Raw genomic sequence first — 18859 nt, forward strand, 5'->3', positions numbered from 1 at the left:
GCGGCGCGTATGGGGTGTTCCCCCTACGCGGGAGGAGTGCGGTTTCGGCGGGACGCGATGGAACAAATCCGCCCGCCCCGCGTTTTCTCGTCGATCTGGGAGACTCGGGAGGAGGCGGATGAGCGGATTGCGACACGAACCCCTGCCGGGCGGCTCCGCCCTGCCTGATACGGGCGCGCAGAAGACGGGCGTGGACGATGCCCCGCACGGCTATGATCCCGTGGAATTCGGTCCCGGCGAAAGCCGGCGGGACTTTCCCCCGCGGCGGGAACGTTCCGCTGACGAGGAGCGGCGCCTGCTCAAGGAATTCCAGGCGGCGTTCGACGGTTCCGACAAACGCCACGACGTGGACGACGGACCGGACGTGGATGCGGCCGGTCCCGAGACCGATCTGGACACCGGGCACCTGTCGCGGCTTTACCGTGACTGAGGCCCGCGTGTTCAAAACCATATTGCAACGCACGTGGACGTGTCCCATCTTGAGACCGCCCGCGTCTGTCAGAAGACCCCCGCCATGCGATCGGCACGCTTCCAAGGTCCCCTCGACACACCCATGACGACGCAGCACCAGAAAGAGGCAGGCGGCATGCGAACGCCTCATCGCCGCGACATCTCCGCACGGCAGGATCTGCTGGGACGCGAGCTGCGCCAACTGTTTGACGACTACACCCAGGAAGACATGCCGGACGAGCTGCAGAGCCTCGCCGAGCGTCTTCAGGCCGCCTTCGAGGGCCGCGAGCCGGAGGCCGAGGCGCCCGAAGCCGGCGCGGCCGATGGCGCAGCCCAGCCGGCAGCCGAGCCCAAGAAGGACTAAAGGGCTCCAGGCTCTCGTCCGAACTGGACTAAGGCTTCCGGTGCTCCACCCATGGTTCGCGCCGTCCGGCGCGACTTGCCGAGGCGACGCTTCGGCGGCTCACTTGCATTATTCGTCCGCTTTTTCGAACCCCATCCCCTCCGTCGCGACTTGCGTTGCGGAAGGGCGTGGGGTTCTGACTTTTCAAGGGGCTGCGGCCGCTTTTGCGGTATTTGGCGGCGGGCCTTAACCCCTTTGCAAGGCGCCCTACGCAAGGTGGGGCCATGTCGCGTGACACGCCCCGCATCTTCCTCGCCCTCCTCCTTCTGGCCGGCGCCCTTTCGGGCTGTCGCTTCGGCCTGGAGGAGCGCGATTCGTGGCGCTCCCAGGCCGAGGAACAGTGCCTTGCGGCCAAGGCGGTAGTCCCGTCCGTCTTCATGGAGCCGCTTCCCGCCGTCCAGGGCCCGGGCGCCTGTGGCATGGATCATCCGTTCCGCGTGACTGCGCTGGCGCAGGGGAATGTGGTGCTGGAGCCCGCCGGAAAGCTCGCCTGCCCGGTGATCTACCAGGTGGACATGTGGGTGCAGGAGGTGGTGCAGCCGGCGGCGCTGGCATGGCTCGGCCAGCCCATCGTCGCCATCAGCCAGATGTCGGCCTATTCGTGCCGTGGCATGAACGGCGATCCCAACGCCAAGATTTCCGAGCATGCCTTCGGCAACGCGCTTGATATCGGCGGCTTCCGCACCGCGGACGGGCGGTGGATCACCGTGAAGAACGGCTGGAAGGGCTCGCCCGAGGAGCGCGGCTTCCTGCTGCAGGTGCAGGCCGGGGCGTGCGAGCGCTTCACGACCGTGCTCGCGCCCGGGTCCAACATCTTCCACTATGACCACATCCATGTGGACCTGATGCGTCACGCCAAGGGGCGGACCATCTGCAAGCCGGCGCCGCGTCCGATGCCCGCGCCCTCCATGCCCACCAAGGCGCCGCCCATGGTTTCGGAAGCCCCGCCCAGCGCGCCGGTGGCAGAAGCGGCGCCCGTCTATGCCCCGGCGCCGCAGCCGGTCGCGGCCCCCGCGGAGCAGCCGTCCTTCTTCTCTACCCTGTTCGGCGGGGCGCGGGCCGCGCCGCAGCCGGCCCCGGTCGCTGCCGAGCCGCCGCCCCCCTTGCCGCCGGTCGAGGCCGCGCGGGCGCCGCAGCCGCAGATCATCGCCTCGCCGGCGCCGCCTCCGCCCGCCGGATATTCCCCGGCGAGCTATCCGCCCTCCAATTATCCCCCCTCGAACTATCCCCCCGGCGCCGTGGGCAATGCCCCGGCTCCCGCCGCCGCACGCGCGCCGGCACCTCCGCCGTCGGCGCCGCAGAAGGGCGGCCTGCCGCCGGGCTGGCAGGTGGGTCCGCAGGGCATCCCCATGTCCTCCGCCTCCTCCAGCAATCCCGAGACCGGCTCCATCAAGCGCAAATATTACGCGGCGCCGATTCCCCAGCCCTCCACCATCCCCCTGCCCAAGGCCAAGGCCGGCGAGGACTGAGATGATGCTCGCGGATCTGCCCTTCGCCGGCATCGATGGCTGCCGGGGCGGCTGGGTGATCGCGCAATGGGACGGCGCAGATCATCTCCAGCTGTTCCGCCGCACCCGCGTGGAAGAGCTGTTCGATGCGCCGGATGCTCCCGCTATAGCCTGCGTGGACATGCCCATAGGTCTGCCCGAAACCAGCGAGATCGGCGGCCGGTCGGCGGAACGCGCGGTGCGCCCCCTGCTAGACAAGCGGCAATCGTCCGTCTTCTCCGTTCCGGCTCGTGCTGCGGTCATGGCTGGCGTCGGACCGGGGGACGAGCGGGAGCGGTTCGCAGCAGCCTGTGCCGCAGCGCTCGCCCATTCGAGCCCGCCGCGCAAGGTCTCCATCCAGTGCTTCAACCTCTTCCCCAAGATCGCCGAGCTGGACGAGCTGCTGCTGCGCCGCTCCGAACTGCGGGAGCGCCTCATCGAGTGCCATCCGGAGGTGTCGTTCCGCATCATGAACGGCGCGCCGCTCGAGGTGGCCAAGAAGGTGAAGAGCCGGCCGTACCCGCCCGGTCTCGAGTTGCGGATCGACCTTCTCGCCCGTGCGGGCGTGCCAACCGATCTGCTTCACGCGAAGACCGCGACTGCGCTTGGCGCAGGGCTCGATGATCTGGTGGATGCCTGCGCCTGCGCCGTCACCGCAAAAAGAGTGTTCGAGGGCAAGGCCTTGCGCTTTCCCGACCCGCCGGAGCGGGATGCCTTCGGCCTGCCGGTGGCGATCACCGCCTGAGCGGCCTTCCCTTTAAGTTGAATTCCGGTGGCGCCGCGCACCTCGCTATGCGCAAGGGATTGTCCTCTCGACGGAATTGCCGACATGCCCGAGAACCGCATCCGCCTCTCGTCCTTGCGTGACAGGATCGTCCCGGCCGAGGAGGCCGCTGCGCTCATCGGCGACGGCATGATCGTGGGCATGAGCGGCTTCACCCGCGCCGGCGAGGCGAAGGCGGTGCCCATGGCGCTGGCCGCCCGCGCCAATGCCGCCCATGCCCGGGGCGAGCCGCTGCGCATCACCCTCATCACCGGCGCCTCGCTGGGCAACGACCTCGACAAGCAGATGGCGGAAGCCCACCTGCTCTCCCGCCGCATCCCGTTCCAGTCCGACCCGGCCCTGCGCAAGGCGATCAATGCCGGCGAGGTGATGTTCGTGGACCAGCACCTGTCCGAGACGGTGGAGCATTTGCGCACCAACCAGCTCGGCCCCATCGACGTGGCGGTGATCGAGGCGGTGGGCATCACCGCGTCGGGCGGCATCATTCCCACCACCTCGGTGGGCAATTCGGCCACCTTCGCCATTCTGGCGAAGAAGGTGATCGTCGAGATCAACCTCACCCAGCCGGCGGAACTGGAGGGGTTGCACGACATCTACATCCCCACCCGCCGCCCCTTCCGCGAGCCGATCCCGGTGGTGACACCGGAAAGCCGGGTGGGCCTGCCCTTCATTCCCATCGACCCGGAGAAGATCGCCGCCATCGTGGTGACGCGGAAGCTCGATTCCGCCTCCAACGTGCTGCCGCCCGACCCCGAGACCGCTGCCATCGCCGGCCATCTCATGGAATTCCTGAAGCACGAGGTGAAGCTCGGCCGCATGACCAACCGTCTGCAGCCGCTGCAGGCCGGCATCGGCACCATCGCCAATGCGGTGATGCACGGTTTCATCGAGAGCCCGTTCTCAGACCTCACCATGTATTCCGAGGTGCTGCAGGATTCGACCTTCGACCTGTTCGACGCCGGGAAGCTGAACTTCGCCTCGGGCTCGTCCATCACCCTGTCCAAGGCGAAGTACGACCAGGTGATGCCGCGCATCACCGACTACAAGTCGCGCCTCATCCTGCGGCCGCAGGAGATTTCCAACCATCCCGAGATCATCCGGCGGCTGGGCCTCATCGGCATCAACACGGCGCTGGAATTCGACCTCTACGGCAACGTCAATTCCACCCATGTGGGCGGCACCCACATGATGAACGGCATCGGCGGCTCCGGCGATTTCGCCCGCAACGCCTATCTCTCGGTGTTCGTCACCAAGTCCATCGCCAAGGGCGGGGCGCTCTCCTCGGTGGTGCCCATGGTGAGCCACGTGGACCACACCGAGCACGACGTGGACATCCTCGTCACGGAGATCGGCCTCGCCGACCTGCGCGAGCTGGCGCCGCGGGAGCGGGCGCGCGTCATCATCGCCAATTGCGTGCATCCGCTCTACCGCGATGCGCTGTCCGACTATTTCGAGCGGGCGACGGCGCGGGGCGGGCACACGCCGCACATCATCGAAGAGGCGCTCTCCTGGCATGTGCGGGCCCGCGAGCAGGGCGCCATGCTCCCGGAAATGACACGGAAGATCGCGTAAGCGCCACGGCGGCGTCACCTTGCCGCCGCGGCAGGGGGAACTAATCCCAAGCGCAGCCGTTCGTTCGGTCACGAATCCGTGCTATCTCGCGACCGCGAAATTTTGCGTGCTGCGGAGGAATGGTGCCCATGTTCCCGACGCCGAAGCCGGTCCTGACGCCCAATACCTACGCCTACGAGTCCGAGCCCATGGTGAAGCCGACCGGCTTCCGGGAGTACGACGCCCGCTGGTTGTTCCAGAAGGAAATCAACCTCATGGGCGTGCAGGCCCTCGGCATGGGCCTCGGCACGCTGATGCACGAGATGGGCGTGAAGCCGGAGATCGTCACCGGCCACGACTTCCGCTCCTATTCCTCCTCCATCAAGCTGGCGCTGGTTTCCGGCCTGATGGCGGCGGGCATCAAGGTGCACGACATCGGCCTCGCCATGTCGCCCATGGCCTATTTCGCCCAGTTCGCGCTGGACGTACCCGCCGTGGCGATGGTCACCGCCTCGCACAATGACAATGGCTGGACCGGCGTGAAGATGGGCGTGAACCGCCCGCTGACCTTCGGCCCGGACGAGATGACCCGGCTCAAGGAGATCGTGCTCGGCGCGAAGTTCAACCTGAAGGGCGGCGGCGCCTACGTGTTCGTCGAGAACTTCCCCGAGGTCTACATCAAGGACCTCACGAACCGGCCGAAGCTGAAGCACCCCATCAAGGCCGTGGTGGCCTGCGGCAACGGCACGGCCGGCGCCTTCGCTCCGAAGATCCTGGAGGCGCTGGGCGTCGAGGTGGTGCCGCTCGATACCGAGCTGGACCACACCTTCCCCAAATACAATCCCAATCCCGAAGACATGGAGATGCTCCATGCCATGCGGGACGCGGTGCTGGAGCACAATGCGGACGTGGCCCTCGGCTTCGACGGCGACGGCGACCGCTGCGGCGTGGTGGACAATACCGGCGAGGAAATCTTCGCCGACAAGGTGGGCGTGCTGCTCGCCCGCGACCTCGCCAAGCTCCACCCCAACGCCACCTTCGTGGTGGACGTGAAGTCCACCGGCCTGTTCGCCACCGACCCCGAGCTCATCAAGCTCGGCGTGAAGGCGGACTACTGGAAGACCGGCCATTCCTACATGAAGCGCCGGGTGAACGAGACCGGCGCGCTGGTGGGCTTCGAGAAGTCCGGCCACTATTTCTTCAACAAGCCGGTGGGCCGCGGCTATGACGACGGCCTCGTCTCGGCCATCGCCGTGCTCGACATGCTGGACCGCAACCCCGGCAAGAAGCTTTCGGAGCTGCGCGAGGCGCTGCCCAAGACCTGGTCCTCGCCCACCATGTCACCCCACTGCGCGGACGAGGCCAAGTATGGCGTCGTCGCCAAGGTGGTGGAGCATTACGAGAAGCTGGCGGCTGAAGGCGCTACCGTCACCGGCCAGAAGATCCGCGATCTCGTCACGGTGAACGGCGTGCGCGTCACTTGCGAGGACGGCTCCTGGGGCCTGCTGCGCGCCTCCTCCAACAAGCCCGAGCTGGTTGTGGTGGTGGAAAGCCCGGTCTCCGAAGCCCGCATGCGCGAGATGTTCAAGGAGATCGACGGCGTGCTGCGCCAGCACCCCGGCATCGGCGAGTACAACCAGACCATCTGACATGATGGAGTTGAAGCCCTCCGGTGATTCCGGAGGGCTTCAACCTCTTTGCCGCCCTCAATGCGCCGTCGCACCCTCCTGGGTGGCGCGGGGGATGATGGCGCCGCGGTGCATGATGACTTCGGCGGCGAGGCGGTGGCCGGCCTGGGCGGCGGCTTCGGGCGTCGCGCCGGCGATGCGGGCGGCGAGATAGCCGGCGTTGAAACTGTCGCCAGCCCCCGTGGTGTCGAGGGGGGAGACCGTGCGCTCCACCGGCACTTCCACGGTGCGGCCCTCGGCATGAACCAGCGCGCCGCCGGCCCCGTTCTTCACCACCACTTCGCTCACCCCATAGGTCGTGATGCGCTCAATGGTGGCGGCGGGGGAGGCATCGCCCCAAAGGGCCGCCTCGTCCTCGAAGGTGGGCAGCGCCATGCTCGAGCGCTTCAGCGCCTCGGCGAACACGGTGCGGGCGCGGGAGAGGTCGCCGCCCCAGCCGCGCGGGCGGAAATTGCCGTCGAACACCCGCCAGGCGGGCGGACCGTTGCGGCTGTCACCGGCCCCGCCCGCCATCTCCAGCGCGGCGAGGAAGCGGCCGAGCCCCTGGTTGGAATAGAGCGACAGGGTTATGCCGGAATAATAGACCGCGCCCGCCCCCACCAGCGCCGCCGCCACCTCCTGCCAGCCGTCCGCCTCGAACAGGGAACGGGCGGGGGCGGTGTCGCGCCAGTAATGGAAGCTGCGTTCGCCGGCATTGTCCGTGGTGATGAGGTAGAGGCCGGGAACCTTGCCGCTGACGCGCGGGATCAGGTTCATGTCCACGCCCTCCGCCGCGCCGAGGGCGAGAATGTCGCCGGAAAAGGCGTCGTCGCCGAGCGCCGTGGCATAGGCCACGTCCACCCCCGCGCGGGCGAGATAGACTGCGGTGTTGAAGGTGTCGCCGCCGAAGGCGAGGCCGAAGCGCCCGTCGGAACCGCGGGCGAGTTCCACCATCACCTCGCCCACACAGACCACTTTCGCCACGGCTGCCTCCGATTGTCCTGCCCTGCGTCGTCCCGCCCTGCGCCGGGCGCCGGACCCTATCACAGGGATCAGCTCATTCCACCGGCGGCGGCACCGCATGGGTCCAGGTGCCGTCGCGCGGCGCGGGGCCGGTCGGGCCCGGCTTGGCAGGGTCGCCGTCCACCTGGGGCGAGCCGTAGCGGGCGCGCAGGTCGGCGGCGCGGCCGCGGTTGGCGGCGATGAGGCAGAGCGAGCGCTGCTCGAAATTGCCGATGCCGCGCGGCCCCTCGAACGGCGCGACGCCCTGGCAGTCGAGATTGCGGAACAGGAGGAAGCGCGACTGCGCCTCGTCGAGCTGGGTTTTCCAGCGCGCACGCTGGGTGCCTTGCAGATCGGTGCGCGCCTCGATGACGGTGAAGGCGTTGGCCAGTTCCGCCTCCAGCGCCTGCTCGGACGTGCGGGTCACGTCATAGAGGCAGCGATTGTACTGGCCGCCCGACACCTTCTCGCGCGGGCAGGCGACGACCACCTTCCAGCGCTCCGGCGTCGCCGCATCGCTGCCGCCCGCGCGGGGCGGCTGAGGGCGCGCCTGGGACGGGCCCGGCGGCAGGTCCGCATCGGCCGGAACGGCGGGCTCCGGCTCGGGCTCCGGCAGAGCAGGCGCGACCATGGGGGCGGGACCGTCCGGCGGCGGGCGCGTCAGCACCAGCAGCACGGGCGAGAAGGCCAGCAGCACGAGGGCGAGGGCGAGAAGCGCCCGCCGGCCCGTCCACCGCCGTGCCGCCCCCACGCCTCAGGCCACCTTGCGGTTGGCGGTGAGGAAGTCGCCCATGCGGCCGAGCGCTGCGGTGATGTTCTCCCGCGAGGTGGCGTAGGAGAGGCGCAGGTAGCCCTCGCCATGGACGCCGAAATCCGGCCCGCCGATCACCGCGACGCCCGCCTCCTCCAGCAGCGCCGAGGCGAGCTTCTTGGCGGCGGTCCAGCCGGTGCCGGTGATGTTGGGGAAGGCGTAGAAGGCACCCTTGGGTGTCGCGCAGGTGACGCCGGGCAGCGCATTCAGCCCCTCCACCACCATGCGGCGCCGGGCGTCGAATTCGGCGGTCATGGCGAACACCGCATCCTGTGGACCTTCGAGCGCTGCGATGCCGGCATATTGTGTCGCGGCGTTGACGCAGGACCAGCAGTTCACCGCCAGCTTGCGCACCTGGTCGTAGAGGCTCTTCGGCCAGATGGAATAGCCGAGGCGCCAGCCGGTCATGGCGTAGGTCTTGGACCAGCCGTTGAGCAGGATCAGCCGGTCGCGGATCTCGGGATAGGCGAGGAGGGTGCGGTGCTCCTCCCCGTCGAACAGGAAGCGGTCGTAGATCTCGTCCGACATGAGCGCGACATGGGGATGGGCGGCGAGGCCCTTCACCAGTTTGTCGATCTCTGACGCGGGGGTGACGCCGCCGGTGGGGTTGGCCGGCGAATTGATGATGAGCAGGCGCGTCTTCGGCGTGATGAGGGCCAGCGTCTCCTCGGCCGAGAAGGCGAAGCCGTTCTCCTCGCGGATTGGCACCGGGATGGGTGTTGCGCCGGTGTGCTCGATCATGGAGCGGTAGATGGGAAAGCCGGGGTCGGGATAGAGGATTTCCGCGCCGGGCTCGCCGAACAGGCGGATGGCCGCATACATGGTGACCTTGCCGCCGGGCACGATCATCACGAGGTTCGGGTCCACCTCGACGCCGTAGCGGCGGTTGAGATCGCCGGCCACCGCCTCGCGCAGGGGCAGGATGCCGACCGAGGGGGTATAGCCGTGCTGGCCGTCGCGCAGCGCCTTCACCGCCGCCTCGACGATGTGGGCCGGCGTCTGGAAGTCCGGCTGGCCGATGCCGAGGTTGAGGATGGAGCGCCCCTCCGCCTGAAGCGCCGTGGCGCGGGCGAGCACGGCGAAAGCGTTCTCCTCGCCGATGCGGTCGAAGGAGGGATTGGTGGTGAGCATGGCCGGCAGATCCTTGGGGCATATCCTTGGGGCGCGCGGCGTCTTGTGCGCCGCGTTCAAAATGGACGCCTTGGATAGCACCGAAGGTCCCGGGTGGGGAGTGGGCGAAAATCTGCTGCAGCGCGCAAAGCTTGGCCATGGCCAACATGTTACGAGGGGCGGCGTGCCGAATCGCGAGGAGCCCTCATGCCTGCACCGACCGCCCCCCTGCCATTCGAGGACACCGAGATCGCCATCGTCGGCGCCGGCATTGTCGGCCTGTCGGTCGCCCATGTGCTGACGCGCCTCGGCATCTCCGTGCGCTGCTTCGATGCCGGCGCGGCGGGGGGCGCCCAGTCGGCTGGCGGCTCGCGCATCATGCGCGCGGCCTATAACGACCCGAAGATGCTCTGGCTCGCCCGCAAGGCCAGCGCCGGCTGGGCGCGGTGGGAGGAGGAGGCCGGCCGCCCCCTCATCGAGCGCACCGGCTCCTTCCTCATCGTGTCCGAGGCCGAGGCGGAGCTGAGGCGCCTCGCCGGGCTCGACCTCAAGGTCCGCTTCGTCTCTCCGGCCGAGCAGGAAGAGATGCTGCCGGTGCATCGCCCGTGGTCCCGGCCGGTGATCCTGGAGGAGGAGGCCGGCACCATCCGCGCCCGCGACAGCATCGAATGGCTTGCGGCGACGCTGGGCGATGCGCTTCACGAGCATACGCCGGTGCTGGGCCTCACCCAAAGGTCGGGCCATGTGCTGGTCTCCACTCGCAGCGCCATCTGGCGGGCGCGGCGGGTGCTGGTGGCGGCGGGCATGCAGACGCCGGTGCTCTCCGGCGCCATGGGCGTGAAGGTGCCGCAGGTCTACAGCGTCCACCAGCGCCTGCTCTTCCCCATGACCGGCGATCTCGCCGCGCGGCCCATGGTCTCCTTCCGCGACAAGAGCGACCACCGCCATGGCGTGCTCTATACCTACGGCCTGCCGGCCCTGCATGACGGCCTGTTCGCCGTCGGGCTGGAGCCGAGCGACACCGACCGCAGCGGCGGGGGCCATCCCGACCAGGTGATCGAGCACACGCTGGCGCTGGCAGCCGAGACGCTGCCCGGCCTCGACACCTCGCGCTTCACCATCGAGAGCTGCGTTTCCACCTCGCTGGAGCATCCCGACGACGGCGCGCCGTGGGAATCCGAGCGGCTGGAAGTGGTGCGGCGGGGCGCGGTGGACTTCTTCGCTGGCGGCCACCTCTTCAAGTTCGCCCCGGCTTTGGGCGAAATGCTCGCCGGCATGGTGCTGGGCGAGGACGTGCCGGATATGCTCAAGCCGGAGTGAGGCTTCTCGCCAATAAGAATCCCCGAAGGAAACGCCATGCACCTGCCCGAGAATCCGTTCAAGCGCGCGCTCCATGCCGGCACCCAGCAGATCGGCCTGTGGTGCGCCGTGCCCTCCAACTATGTCTCGGAGATCCTGGCCGGCGCGGGCTTCGACTGGCTGGTGTTGGACACCGAGCACGCGCCCAACGAGCTGCCCAACGTGTTCAACCAGCTCCAGTCCATGGTGGGCTACGCCACCCAGCCGGTGGTGCGGGTGCCGTGGAACGATGCGGTGACGCTGAAGCGCTTCCTCGATATCGGCACCCAGAGCTTCCTCATCCCCATGGTGCAGAATGCCGAGGAGGCCCGCGCGGCGGTGGCGGCGACACGCTATCCGCCGGACGGCATCCGCGGCTATGCGGTGGCCTCCCGCGCCACCCGATTCGGCCGCATCGGCGATTATTTCACCCGCTACGCCGACGAGATGTGCGTACTGGTGCAGGTGGAGACGCTGGAAGCGCTGGAGAAGGTGGAGGAGATCGCCGCCGTGCCGGGCGTGGACGGCATCTTCATCGGCCCCGGCGATCTTTCCGCCTCCATGGGCCTCCTGCACCAGCCCACCCATCCGAAGGTCGTGGAGGCCATCGAGGACGGGCTCAAGCGCATCACGGCCGCCGGCAATCGCGGCGGCGTGCTGGTGGTGGGGGACGAGGCGCTGGCCCGCCGCTACATGGCGGCCGGCTCGGTGTTCACTGCCGTGGGGGTGGATGCGGCATTGTTCGCACGCAGCGCCGACGCGCTGGCGCAGCAATACAAGGCTTAGGCCGCTGTTTGTGGCGACGCGTTTTCTTCACGCGAACCGGTCCCCACTTCGCTCGAAAACGCTTTACTCCCGCAGCATCCGGCGGATCACCTTGCCGGTGGTGGTGAGCGGCAGTTCGTCCACGAACTGGATCTCGCGGGGATATTCGTAGGACGCGAGGCGGGTGCGCACGAAGTCGCGGATTTCCGCTTCCAGCTCCGGCGTGGGCTCCACGCCGGGCATGGGCACGATGACCGCCTTGACGATCTCCGTGCGCAGCGGGTCCTTCTTGCCCACGGCGGCGGCCATGGCGACGGCGGGGTGCTTCAGCAGCACGTCCTCGATCTCCGCCGGGCCGATGCGGTAGCCGGCCGAGGTGATCACATCGTCATCGCGGCCGAGGAAGTGGAAATAGCCCTCCTCGTCCCGCGTCGCGAGATCACCGGTAAGGAGCCAACCGTTCTTCACCTTGTCGGCGGTGGCCTCGGGGCGGTTCCAGTAATTCAGGAACATCACCGGGTCCGGCGCGCGCACCGCGATCTGGCCCATCTGGCCCGGCGGCAGGATGCGCCCGTCCTCGCCCAGCACCGCCACCTCATGGCCGGGCACCGCCTTGCCCGTGGCGCCGGCTTTGGCCACGCCCAGCGCGGCCGAAGAGCCGATGACGTAGTTGCATTCCGTCTGGCCGTAGAACTCGTTCACCGGAACGCCGAGGGCCTCGCGGCCCCACTCGAACGTCTCCGCGCCCAAAGCCTCGCCGGCCGAGCCCACCGTGCGCAGGGCGAAGCCGAATTTTTCGCGGGGGTTCTGCACCTGCCGCATCATGCGGAGCGCGGTAGGCGGGATGAAGACGTTGCGCACCTCGGCGGTCTTCATCAGAGCGAAGGCGGCTTCGGGATCGAACTTGCCGCGCGGCTGCGCCACCACCGGCACACCCAGCGCCAGCGCCGGCAGCACGGTGTTCAAGAGCCCACCGGCCCAGGCCCAATCCGAGGGCGTCCACATGCGGTCGCCCGCCTGGCCGATGCCGTCATGGGTGAAGGTGACGCCGCTGACATGGGCGAACAGCACCCGGTGGCCGTGCAGCGCGCCCTTGGGCTGGCCGGTGGTGCCGGAGGTGTAGATCATCAGCGCCGGATCATCCGGGCCGGAGGCGATGGGGAGCGGACGGTCTGAGGCCGCCTCCACCAGCGCGGAGAAGCCGACGGCGCCATGGCGCGGGCCGTCCACATTCACAACCAGATCGAGCGTTTCCGGCCGTGCGACCAGCTTGGCGAGGCCGGCATCATCGGTGACGAGGGCGCGGGCGCCGGAATCCAGAAGGCGATAGGCGATGGCATCCACGCCGAACGCGCCGGCGAGCGGCACCGCGATGGCGCCCATCTTGTAGACGGCGAGATGGGTGACGAGCACTTCGAGCGACTGGGGAAGGAGAATGGCCACCCGGTCGCCGGGCCGGATGCCCTGCGCGACGAGCGCATGGGCGAGCCGGTTGGAGAGCCGCGCCAGCGCGCCATAGGAGACGGGGGAGAAGCCGTTGCCGTCGGGCAGGAAGAGCGCGGGACGGTCCGGATGCTGCGCCGCGATGGCGTCGCAGGCGTGGACCGCCATGTTGTAGCGCTCCGGCACCATCCAGAGGAAGGCGCGGCGCCGGCGCTCGTATTCGCTGGAAACTGCGCCTGATCCCGATGCGCCCGTGCTGTGCGCCAGCATCCCGACCCGTGCCTTTCCGCCCCGCCCTTTTGTTGCGGTGCACGCTACAGGCTCGGACGCCCAAGGTCCACCCGGCCGTTAGCCGGGGTAACGCACGGCGGATTCGGGGTGGATCAGGCGGGCGGCCGGACGGCTCAGCGCCGGACGCCTTCTTCCTGCATCAGGGCCTCGGTGGCGGCGATGGCGCCTTCCAGCTCGGAAATCTTGCGCAGCATGCCGTCGGAGGGGAGGGTGGAGCCCTTGGCTGCGGTGAGGACCAGCTCGCGCTGGGCCGCCTTGAGGCGATCGAGAAGGCTTGCGAGGTCAGCCTCGGCCTGTTGCGCCATGTTCGTGTTCAACTCCGGCATCGCCAGCAGGCTGGGCCTGCGAACGGAAACTGCAAAAACGGAAACGGCGCCGCGCTTGCGCCCGGCACCGCTGGTTGCATTGCTCTTCACCGCCGCCCGGAAGAACCGGCCGGCGGCGAAGGGATCTGCGAGATCAGTCGGCGAGCTCGATGCCGCGGGCTTCCGGACCCTTGGGGCCCTGACCCACCTGCACCACCACGCGCTGGCCCTCGGCGAGATCGCTGAGGCCCGAACGGGAGATGACGGTGACGTGCACGAACACGTCCTTGCCGCCGCCCTCAACCGCGATGAAGCCGAAGCCCTTCTCGGGGTTGTACCACTTCACGGTGCCCACGCGCTCTTCGGTGGGGCCGGTCGCGGCACGGGGGCCGCCGCCGGCGCGGGGGGCGCCGCCGAAGCCGCCGCCGCCACCACCGAAGCCGCCGGGACGGTCGCCGAAGCTGCGGCGGGCCGGAGCGGCCTCCGCGGTCGAGGTGTCGACTTCGAGCACTTCAGTGACCTGACGGCCCTTCTGGCCCTGGCCGACGCGCACCGACAGCTTGGAGCCGGGGGGCACGCTTTCCTGGCCGGCGGCCTCGAGGGCGCGGGCGTGCAGGAACACGTCACCCGAACCGTCGGACAGCTCGACGAAGCCGAAACCCTTCTCAGGGTTGAACCACTTCACGGTGGCGTCGATGGGCGGGCCGGAGGGGGCGGGGGCGCTGAAGCTGCTGCTGGGCGAGGAAAAGGGGCGGTCCCCTCCGAAGCCGCGGTCACGCGGCGGCGCAAAATCGTCGTCAAAGCCACGGCGGCGCGGCTCTCGGAAGTCTCGGTTACGGCTCATGTGTATTTCCGTTGAGGTCAGTCGCCAATTTTGGCTTAGGGCCATCCACCACTGCCGGACAATGATGCGTTTCTACGTGCCACACTTTAACTTGCACGCTCCGGGCGTCTTGATATCCGCCTTCGCACAACGCCTGTTCCAGCCACCCGCGTCTCGCCTCGCAGCCTATATGACAGGTCGGAAAACATGCCCACGCACTCGGGCGCACGGCTCCGACCAACATGCAGACTAACACATCTCTCCCGCTTTGGTACATGAATGTTGGGCGACGGCGCCGCTTGATTTGTTGCGCAGCATGGGGCGGGTCATTCCTTGACCTGACGGCCCCGCCCGCGCGGGGAGGTGATGGGCCAGTGGCGCGGGCCATGCGAAGACTTCTAGTTCGATTGTACCTCATTCTATTTTGCGGCGGCGCATCTATTCATGAGCGCTCCCCGCCCGTTCCGAAGGAGGCCGCCATGGCCGAGGCCGCCGCATCGCAATCCGCTGATCCGCAGGCTCCCTCCCGCCCGCACGGCCACGGCGCGGCGGTCGCCTATGAGGCGCCGCTGGCGGATGTGCCGGTGTCGTCCGCGACGCTCGACCTGCTGGAGACGCGCCGCTCCCTGCCGCTCCGCGCGCTGCTCGCGCCCGGCCCCACGCCGCAGGAGCTGGACCGCATGCTTGCCATCGCCGCGCGGGTGCCGGACCACGGCCGGCTGGTGCCGTGGCGCTTCATCGTCATCGAGGGGGAGGCGCGCGAAGCCGCCGGCGTGCGGCTCGATGCGCTTTATGCCGCGCAGAACCCGGGCCTCGCGCCGGACAAGGCGCGCATGTGGCGGGACTATCTGATGCGGGCTCCGGTGACCGTGGTGGTGGTCAGCCGGGCGGACCCCGCTGCGAAGATCCCCGAATTCAACCAGATCCTCTCGGCCGGCGCGGCGGCGATGAATCTCGTGGTGGCGGCGACGGCGCTGGGCTTTTCCGCGCTGTGGCTGCTGAAATGGCCGGGGCGCGACCCTGCGGCGGCGGCGCTCATCGGCGTCGGGGCGGGGGAGAAAGTGGCCGGCTTCATCCATATCGGCCGGCCGGCGACGCGGCCGGAGGATCGTCCGCGCCCGCCTCTGGCCGACGTGGTGACGCGCTGGCAGCCGTGAGGCGGCTCAGGTGAGCGACATCTCCACCGCATAGGCGCGGCGGAAATACTTCACCGAGATGTAGACCCCGAGGAGGCCGAACAGGGCCATCAGGGCATATTCGCCGATGTCGCCGAGGTGCATCAGACCGGCCAGCGCCCAGCCGGCGGCAATGGCGGTGGCGATGGCCTGGGTGGCGACCAGCGTGGTAGCGCTCGCCACTGTGAACAGGCTGCCGCCCCCAGTCTTGCCCAAACCCGCCATTCCAGTCTCCCGATACCGTTCGGCGCGATCCGGCCGAACCGCGCGGCGGGCGTCGGACGCTGGAGTCTTTCGCCGGCCGCTGCTCTATAAGGGGCGGAAACTGCGCTGGGCGCGTCGCCGGGTCAAGTCCGGGGCCGCGCCATCCCTCTCCCGTCCTGCCCGCGAGGAGCCCCGATGCTGGCCGCCGAAGAGTATGAAAGCACCCACGCCGCCCGCGGCATCGTCGCCGCGCCGCACCACCTCGCCGCCGCGGCCGGGCAGGAGGTGCTGGCCGAGGGCGGCAACGCCGTCGAAGCGATGATCGCGGCGGCGGCGGCCATCGCCGTGGTCTATCCGCACATGAACCATGTGGGCGGCGACGGCTTCTGGCTCATCCGCGAGCCGTCCGGGCGGGTGCGCTACATCGAGGCGTGCGGCTTCGCCGGCAGCCTCGCCACCATCGCCCGCTACCATGAGCTCGGATTCGAGACGATCCCCACCCGCGGGCCTAACGCCGCCGTCACCGTGCCCGGCGCGGTGGGCGGCTGGGCGCTGGCGCTCGATGCGGCGCGCAGCCATGGCGGGCGGATGACGCTGCGCCGGCTGCTGGAGCCGGCCATCCGCTTCGCGCGGGGAGGCGTGGCGGTGACGCGCTCCCAGACGCGGCTCACCCGCGAGAAGCGGGCAGAGCTGGAGACGGCGCCCGGCTTCGCCGACGTGTTCCTGCCGGGCGGCGCCGTGCCGGAGGAGGGCACGCTCCAGCGCCAGCCGCGCCTTGCCGACACGCTGGACCATCTCGCCGCCGCCGGCCTCGCCGATTTCTACCGGGGCGATGTGGGTCGCGAGATGGCGGCGGACCTGGAGCGCATCGGCAGTCCAGTCACCCGCGCCGACCTCGAGCGCTACACCGCCCGCGAGCGCCCTCCGCTGGAGATGAAGATCGGTCGCGCCCGCCTGTTCAACGCGCCTCCGCCGACCCAGGGCCTCGCCTCCCTCCTCATCCTTGGCCTGTTCGACCAGCTCAAGGTGGCGCGGGCGGAGACGTTCGAGCACATCCACGGCCTCGTGGAAGCCACCAAGCGCGCCTTCCTGGTGCGCCAGCAGGTGGTGTGCGATCCCGAGCACCTGCCGCACGATCCCGCCTCGTTCCTTGATCCCAAGGCGCTGGCGCAGCGGGCGGCGAAGATCGACATGGGGCGGGCGCTCGCCTGGCCGCACGAGGCGAAGCCCGGCGATACCATCTGGATGGGCGCCGCCGACGCCTCGGGGCTGGCGGTGTCCTACATCCAGTCCATCTATTTCGAGTTCGGCTCGGGCTGCGTGCTGCCTTCGACGGGCGTGCTGATGCAGAACCGCGGCTCCAGCTTCGTGCTCGACCCCAAGGCGCTCAACCCGCTGCTGCCCGGCCGGCGGCCGTTCCACACCCTCAACCCAGCCCTCGCGGAACTCGCCGACGGGCGCATCCTCGCCTACGGCACCATGGGCGGAGAGGGCCAGCCGCAGACGCAGGCGGCGGTGTTCACCCGCCACGCGCTCTTCGGCGTGCCGCTGGCCGAGGCCATCGCCCGGCCGCGCTGGCTCCTGGGCCGCACCTGGGGCGACCAGGAGACCAATCTGAAGCTTGAATCCCGCTTCGACGGCAATCTGGTGGACCGCCTCCTGTCCGTGGGCCACGAACTGGTGGTGCTGCCGGAAGCCTACTCCGACACCATGGGCCATGCCGGCGGCGTGGTGATCCACCCCGGCGGACAGCTTGAAGGCGCCCATGATCCGCGTGCGGACGGCGGGGCGGCGGGCGTCTGATGGCTTGAGCTTGACGTCCGCCACGGCCGGCGCCGACCATGCCGCGAACAACCAGAATGGGAGCGCGCCAATGGTCGGACGGGGAATGATCGGGCGACGGTCTTTGGTGAAGGGCATCGCCGGGCTCGGCCTCGCGGCGCTGGCCGCCGGCCGCGCTTCCGCGGCGGGCGAGCAGACGTTCGCCGGCGAGCCGCCCACCCGTGGGCCGGTCCAACTCACCAGCGAGCGGGTGCTGGGGCAGAGCGCCATCCCCGTCTACCGCTACCGGGTGGTGAAGGTGCATCCGCACGATACCTCCTCCTACACGGAAGGCTTCATGCTGGAGGGCGGGACCATCTATGAAGGCACCGGCCTCTACGGACGCTCGCGGCTCATCGAGTGGGATCTCAAGAGTGGGCGGGTGCTGCGCGAGCGGGCGCTGGACCCCAACGTCTTCGGCGAAGGCGTGACGGTGATGGGAGACCGCATCTACCAGCTCACCTATCTCGACAACCACGCCTACGTCTACGACCGCAGGAGCTTCGAGCGGATCGGGGACTTCCGCTACACCGAGCAGGGGTGGGGGATGACCCATGACGGCACCCACCTCATCACCAGCAACGGCTCCTCCTCCATCGTCTTCCGCGATCCCGCCACCTTCGAGCGGGTGCGCACCATCTTCGTCTCCGATGCGGTGGCGCCGCTGGGCTTCCTGAACGAGCTGGAATATGCGGATGGCAAGCTCTACGCCAATGTCTGGCAGAGCCACTTCATCGCGATCATCGATCCGGTGGACGGGAAGATGCTCGGCTGGATCGACCTCTCGGGCCTCAATCCCGACCCGGCGAAGCTGGTCTATCCTTATGTGCTGAACGGCATCGCCTTCGACACCGCGACGGGCCATCTGCTGGTGACCGGCAAGTGCTGGCCGCATGTCTGGGAGATCGCGCTGGAACCGCGCTGAGGCTGGCCGGCCTGAGCCGGACATGAACTTGGCCCTGACATGAATCCGGCTGCCGTCCGGGGAAGACGACAGCCGGGGAGCTTCGGCTGCGCCGGCGGAGGAAACCGCGGCGCCGCACGGGTCACAGCCCGGCGCAGATCGCGCCGCTGCTAAGTCTTGGCGTCAAGCTGACCTCCTTGCTCGATGCCGCGCGCGCAGCCCGGCCCGCACCTGCGCCTGCAGGCGCGCCGGACCCCGGCGGGGCGTTCTTGATCTTGTTGCGAATGTCGCTGATGCGGACATGAGGGGGCATGAGACGTCTCCATGCCGGCGCCCCCGCCTGCTCAGCGTTGCCATCATAGCGTGCCGGGAGGCCGCGTACACCCCGCCCGGGCTGCCGCGCGAAAACTTGATCCGGGCGGGAGAGGGGCTGAGGGCGATGGGGGCACGGGCCCGGCGCCGGACAAGCAAAAAAAGAACCCGGCTTGAGGCCGGGTTCCTGTCGCTCGCCGTGTAACACTGGAC

General features: G+C 69.0%; 18 protein-coding genes. 11 read left to right on the top strand and 7 right to left on the bottom strand.

Annotation, left to right across the window (positions count from 1 at the left end):
* Window positions 1-118 precede the first annotated feature (118 nt).
* The 6 genes from ACT535_RS09370 (at window position 119) to ACT535_RS09395 (ending at window position 6324) form a co-directional block, all read left to right on the top strand.
* Window positions 119-430 carry a hypothetical protein gene (locus tag ACT535_RS09370; RefSeq protein ID WP_476364159.1) on the top strand — a complete coding sequence of 104 codons (312 nt, stop codon included), beginning with the start codon at window positions 119-121 and terminating at the stop codon, window positions 428-430.
* 156 nt (window positions 431-586) lie between these two features.
* A complete protein-coding gene (locus ACT535_RS09375) occupies window positions 587-814 on the top strand; it encodes a hypothetical protein (RefSeq protein ID WP_476325955.1) in 228 nt (75 codons plus the stop codon).
* 263 nt (window positions 815-1077) lie between these two features.
* A complete protein-coding gene (locus tag ACT535_RS09380; protein ID WP_476364160.1) occupies window positions 1078-2322 on the top strand; it encodes an extensin-like domain-containing protein in 1245 nt (414 codons plus the stop codon).
* 1 nt (window position 2323) lies between these two features.
* Window positions 2324-3085, top strand: a complete 762-nt coding sequence (locus ACT535_RS09385) for a DUF429 domain-containing protein (protein ID WP_476364161.1) — start codon at window positions 2324-2326, stop codon at window positions 3083-3085.
* 84 nt (window positions 3086-3169) lie between these two features.
* A complete protein-coding gene (locus tag ACT535_RS09390; RefSeq protein WP_476364162.1) occupies window positions 3170-4696 on the top strand; it encodes an acetyl-CoA hydrolase/transferase family protein in 1527 nt (508 codons plus the stop codon).
* Window positions 4697-4824: 128 nt separating this feature from the next.
* The gene (locus ACT535_RS09395; protein ID WP_476364163.1) at window positions 4825-6324 is read left to right on the top strand and encodes a phosphomannomutase/phosphoglucomutase; all 1500 of its coding nucleotides are present in this window, start codon (window positions 4825-4827) and stop codon (window positions 6322-6324) included.
* Between the two features lie 57 nt (window positions 6325-6381).
* Here ACT535_RS09395 and ACT535_RS09400 read toward each other — a convergent pair whose 3' ends face one another.
* The 3 genes from ACT535_RS09400 to ACT535_RS09410 all read right to left on the bottom strand — a co-directional run bounded on the left by ACT535_RS09400 (window position 6382) and on the right by ACT535_RS09410 (window position 9286).
* Window positions 6382-7326: a sugar kinase gene (locus ACT535_RS09400; protein WP_476364164.1), complete on the bottom strand. Its 945-nt coding sequence runs from the start codon at window positions 7324-7326 to the stop codon at window positions 6382-6384.
* Window positions 7327-7399: 73 nt separating this feature from the next.
* On the bottom strand, window positions 7400-8095 hold the full coding sequence (locus tag ACT535_RS09405) for a lysozyme inhibitor LprI family protein (RefSeq protein WP_476364165.1): 696 nt from the start codon (window positions 8093-8095) through the stop codon (window positions 7400-7402).
* Between the two features lie 3 nt (window positions 8096-8098).
* A complete protein-coding gene (locus tag ACT535_RS09410) occupies window positions 8099-9286 on the bottom strand; it encodes a pyridoxal phosphate-dependent aminotransferase (protein ID WP_476364166.1) in 1188 nt (395 codons plus the stop codon).
* A 186-nt stretch (window positions 9287-9472) separates the two neighbouring features.
* Between ACT535_RS09410 and ACT535_RS09415 the strand changes: the two genes are divergently transcribed.
* Window positions 9473-10585: an NAD(P)/FAD-dependent oxidoreductase gene (locus ACT535_RS09415; RefSeq protein ID WP_476364167.1), complete on the top strand. Its 1113-nt coding sequence runs from the start codon at window positions 9473-9475 to the stop codon at window positions 10583-10585.
* A gap of 36 nt (window positions 10586-10621) precedes the next feature.
* Window positions 10622-11389, top strand: coding sequence for an aldolase/citrate lyase family protein (locus ACT535_RS09420; RefSeq protein ID WP_476325935.1), 768 nt, complete (start codon window positions 10622-10624; stop codon window positions 11387-11389).
* Between the two features lie 63 nt (window positions 11390-11452).
* On the opposite strand, the gene ACT535_RS09425 is transcribed toward ACT535_RS09420, so the two are convergent.
* From ACT535_RS09425 to ACT535_RS09435, 3 genes are all read right to left on the bottom strand, one after another.
* A complete protein-coding gene (locus tag ACT535_RS09425; protein WP_476364168.1) occupies window positions 11453-13081 on the bottom strand; it encodes an AMP-binding protein in 1629 nt (542 codons plus the stop codon).
* Between the two features lie 134 nt (window positions 13082-13215).
* Window positions 13216-13407, bottom strand: coding sequence for a hypothetical protein (locus tag ACT535_RS09430; RefSeq protein ID WP_029556187.1), 192 nt, complete (start codon window positions 13405-13407; stop codon window positions 13216-13218).
* Between the two features lie 154 nt (window positions 13408-13561).
* Entirely contained in the window at window positions 13562-14251 is a 690-nt protein-coding gene (locus ACT535_RS09435) for a cold-shock protein (protein WP_168458530.1), read from the bottom strand.
* Between the two features lie 458 nt (window positions 14252-14709).
* Between ACT535_RS09435 and ACT535_RS09440 the strand changes: the two genes are divergently transcribed.
* The gene (locus ACT535_RS09440; RefSeq protein ID WP_476364169.1) at window positions 14710-15387 is read left to right on the top strand and encodes a nitroreductase family protein; all 678 of its coding nucleotides are present in this window, start codon (window positions 14710-14712) and stop codon (window positions 15385-15387) included.
* A 6-nt stretch (window positions 15388-15393) separates the two neighbouring features.
* On the opposite strand, the gene ACT535_RS09445 is transcribed toward ACT535_RS09440, so the two are convergent.
* Window positions 15394-15630: a hypothetical protein gene (locus ACT535_RS09445; RefSeq protein WP_168458528.1), complete on the bottom strand. Its 237-nt coding sequence runs from the start codon at window positions 15628-15630 to the stop codon at window positions 15394-15396.
* A gap of 174 nt (window positions 15631-15804) precedes the next feature.
* On the opposite strand from ACT535_RS09445, the gene ACT535_RS09450 reads away from it, so the two are divergent.
* A complete protein-coding gene (locus ACT535_RS09450; protein ID WP_476364170.1) occupies window positions 15805-17412 on the top strand; it encodes a gamma-glutamyltransferase family protein in 1608 nt (535 codons plus the stop codon).
* A gap of 70 nt (window positions 17413-17482) precedes the next feature.
* Window positions 17483-18355: a glutaminyl-peptide cyclotransferase gene (locus tag ACT535_RS09455; protein ID WP_476364171.1), complete on the top strand. Its 873-nt coding sequence runs from the start codon at window positions 17483-17485 to the stop codon at window positions 18353-18355.
* Window positions 18356-18859: the final 504 nt, after the last annotated feature.

The organism is Xanthobacter sp. DMC12, from assembly GCF_056314105.1.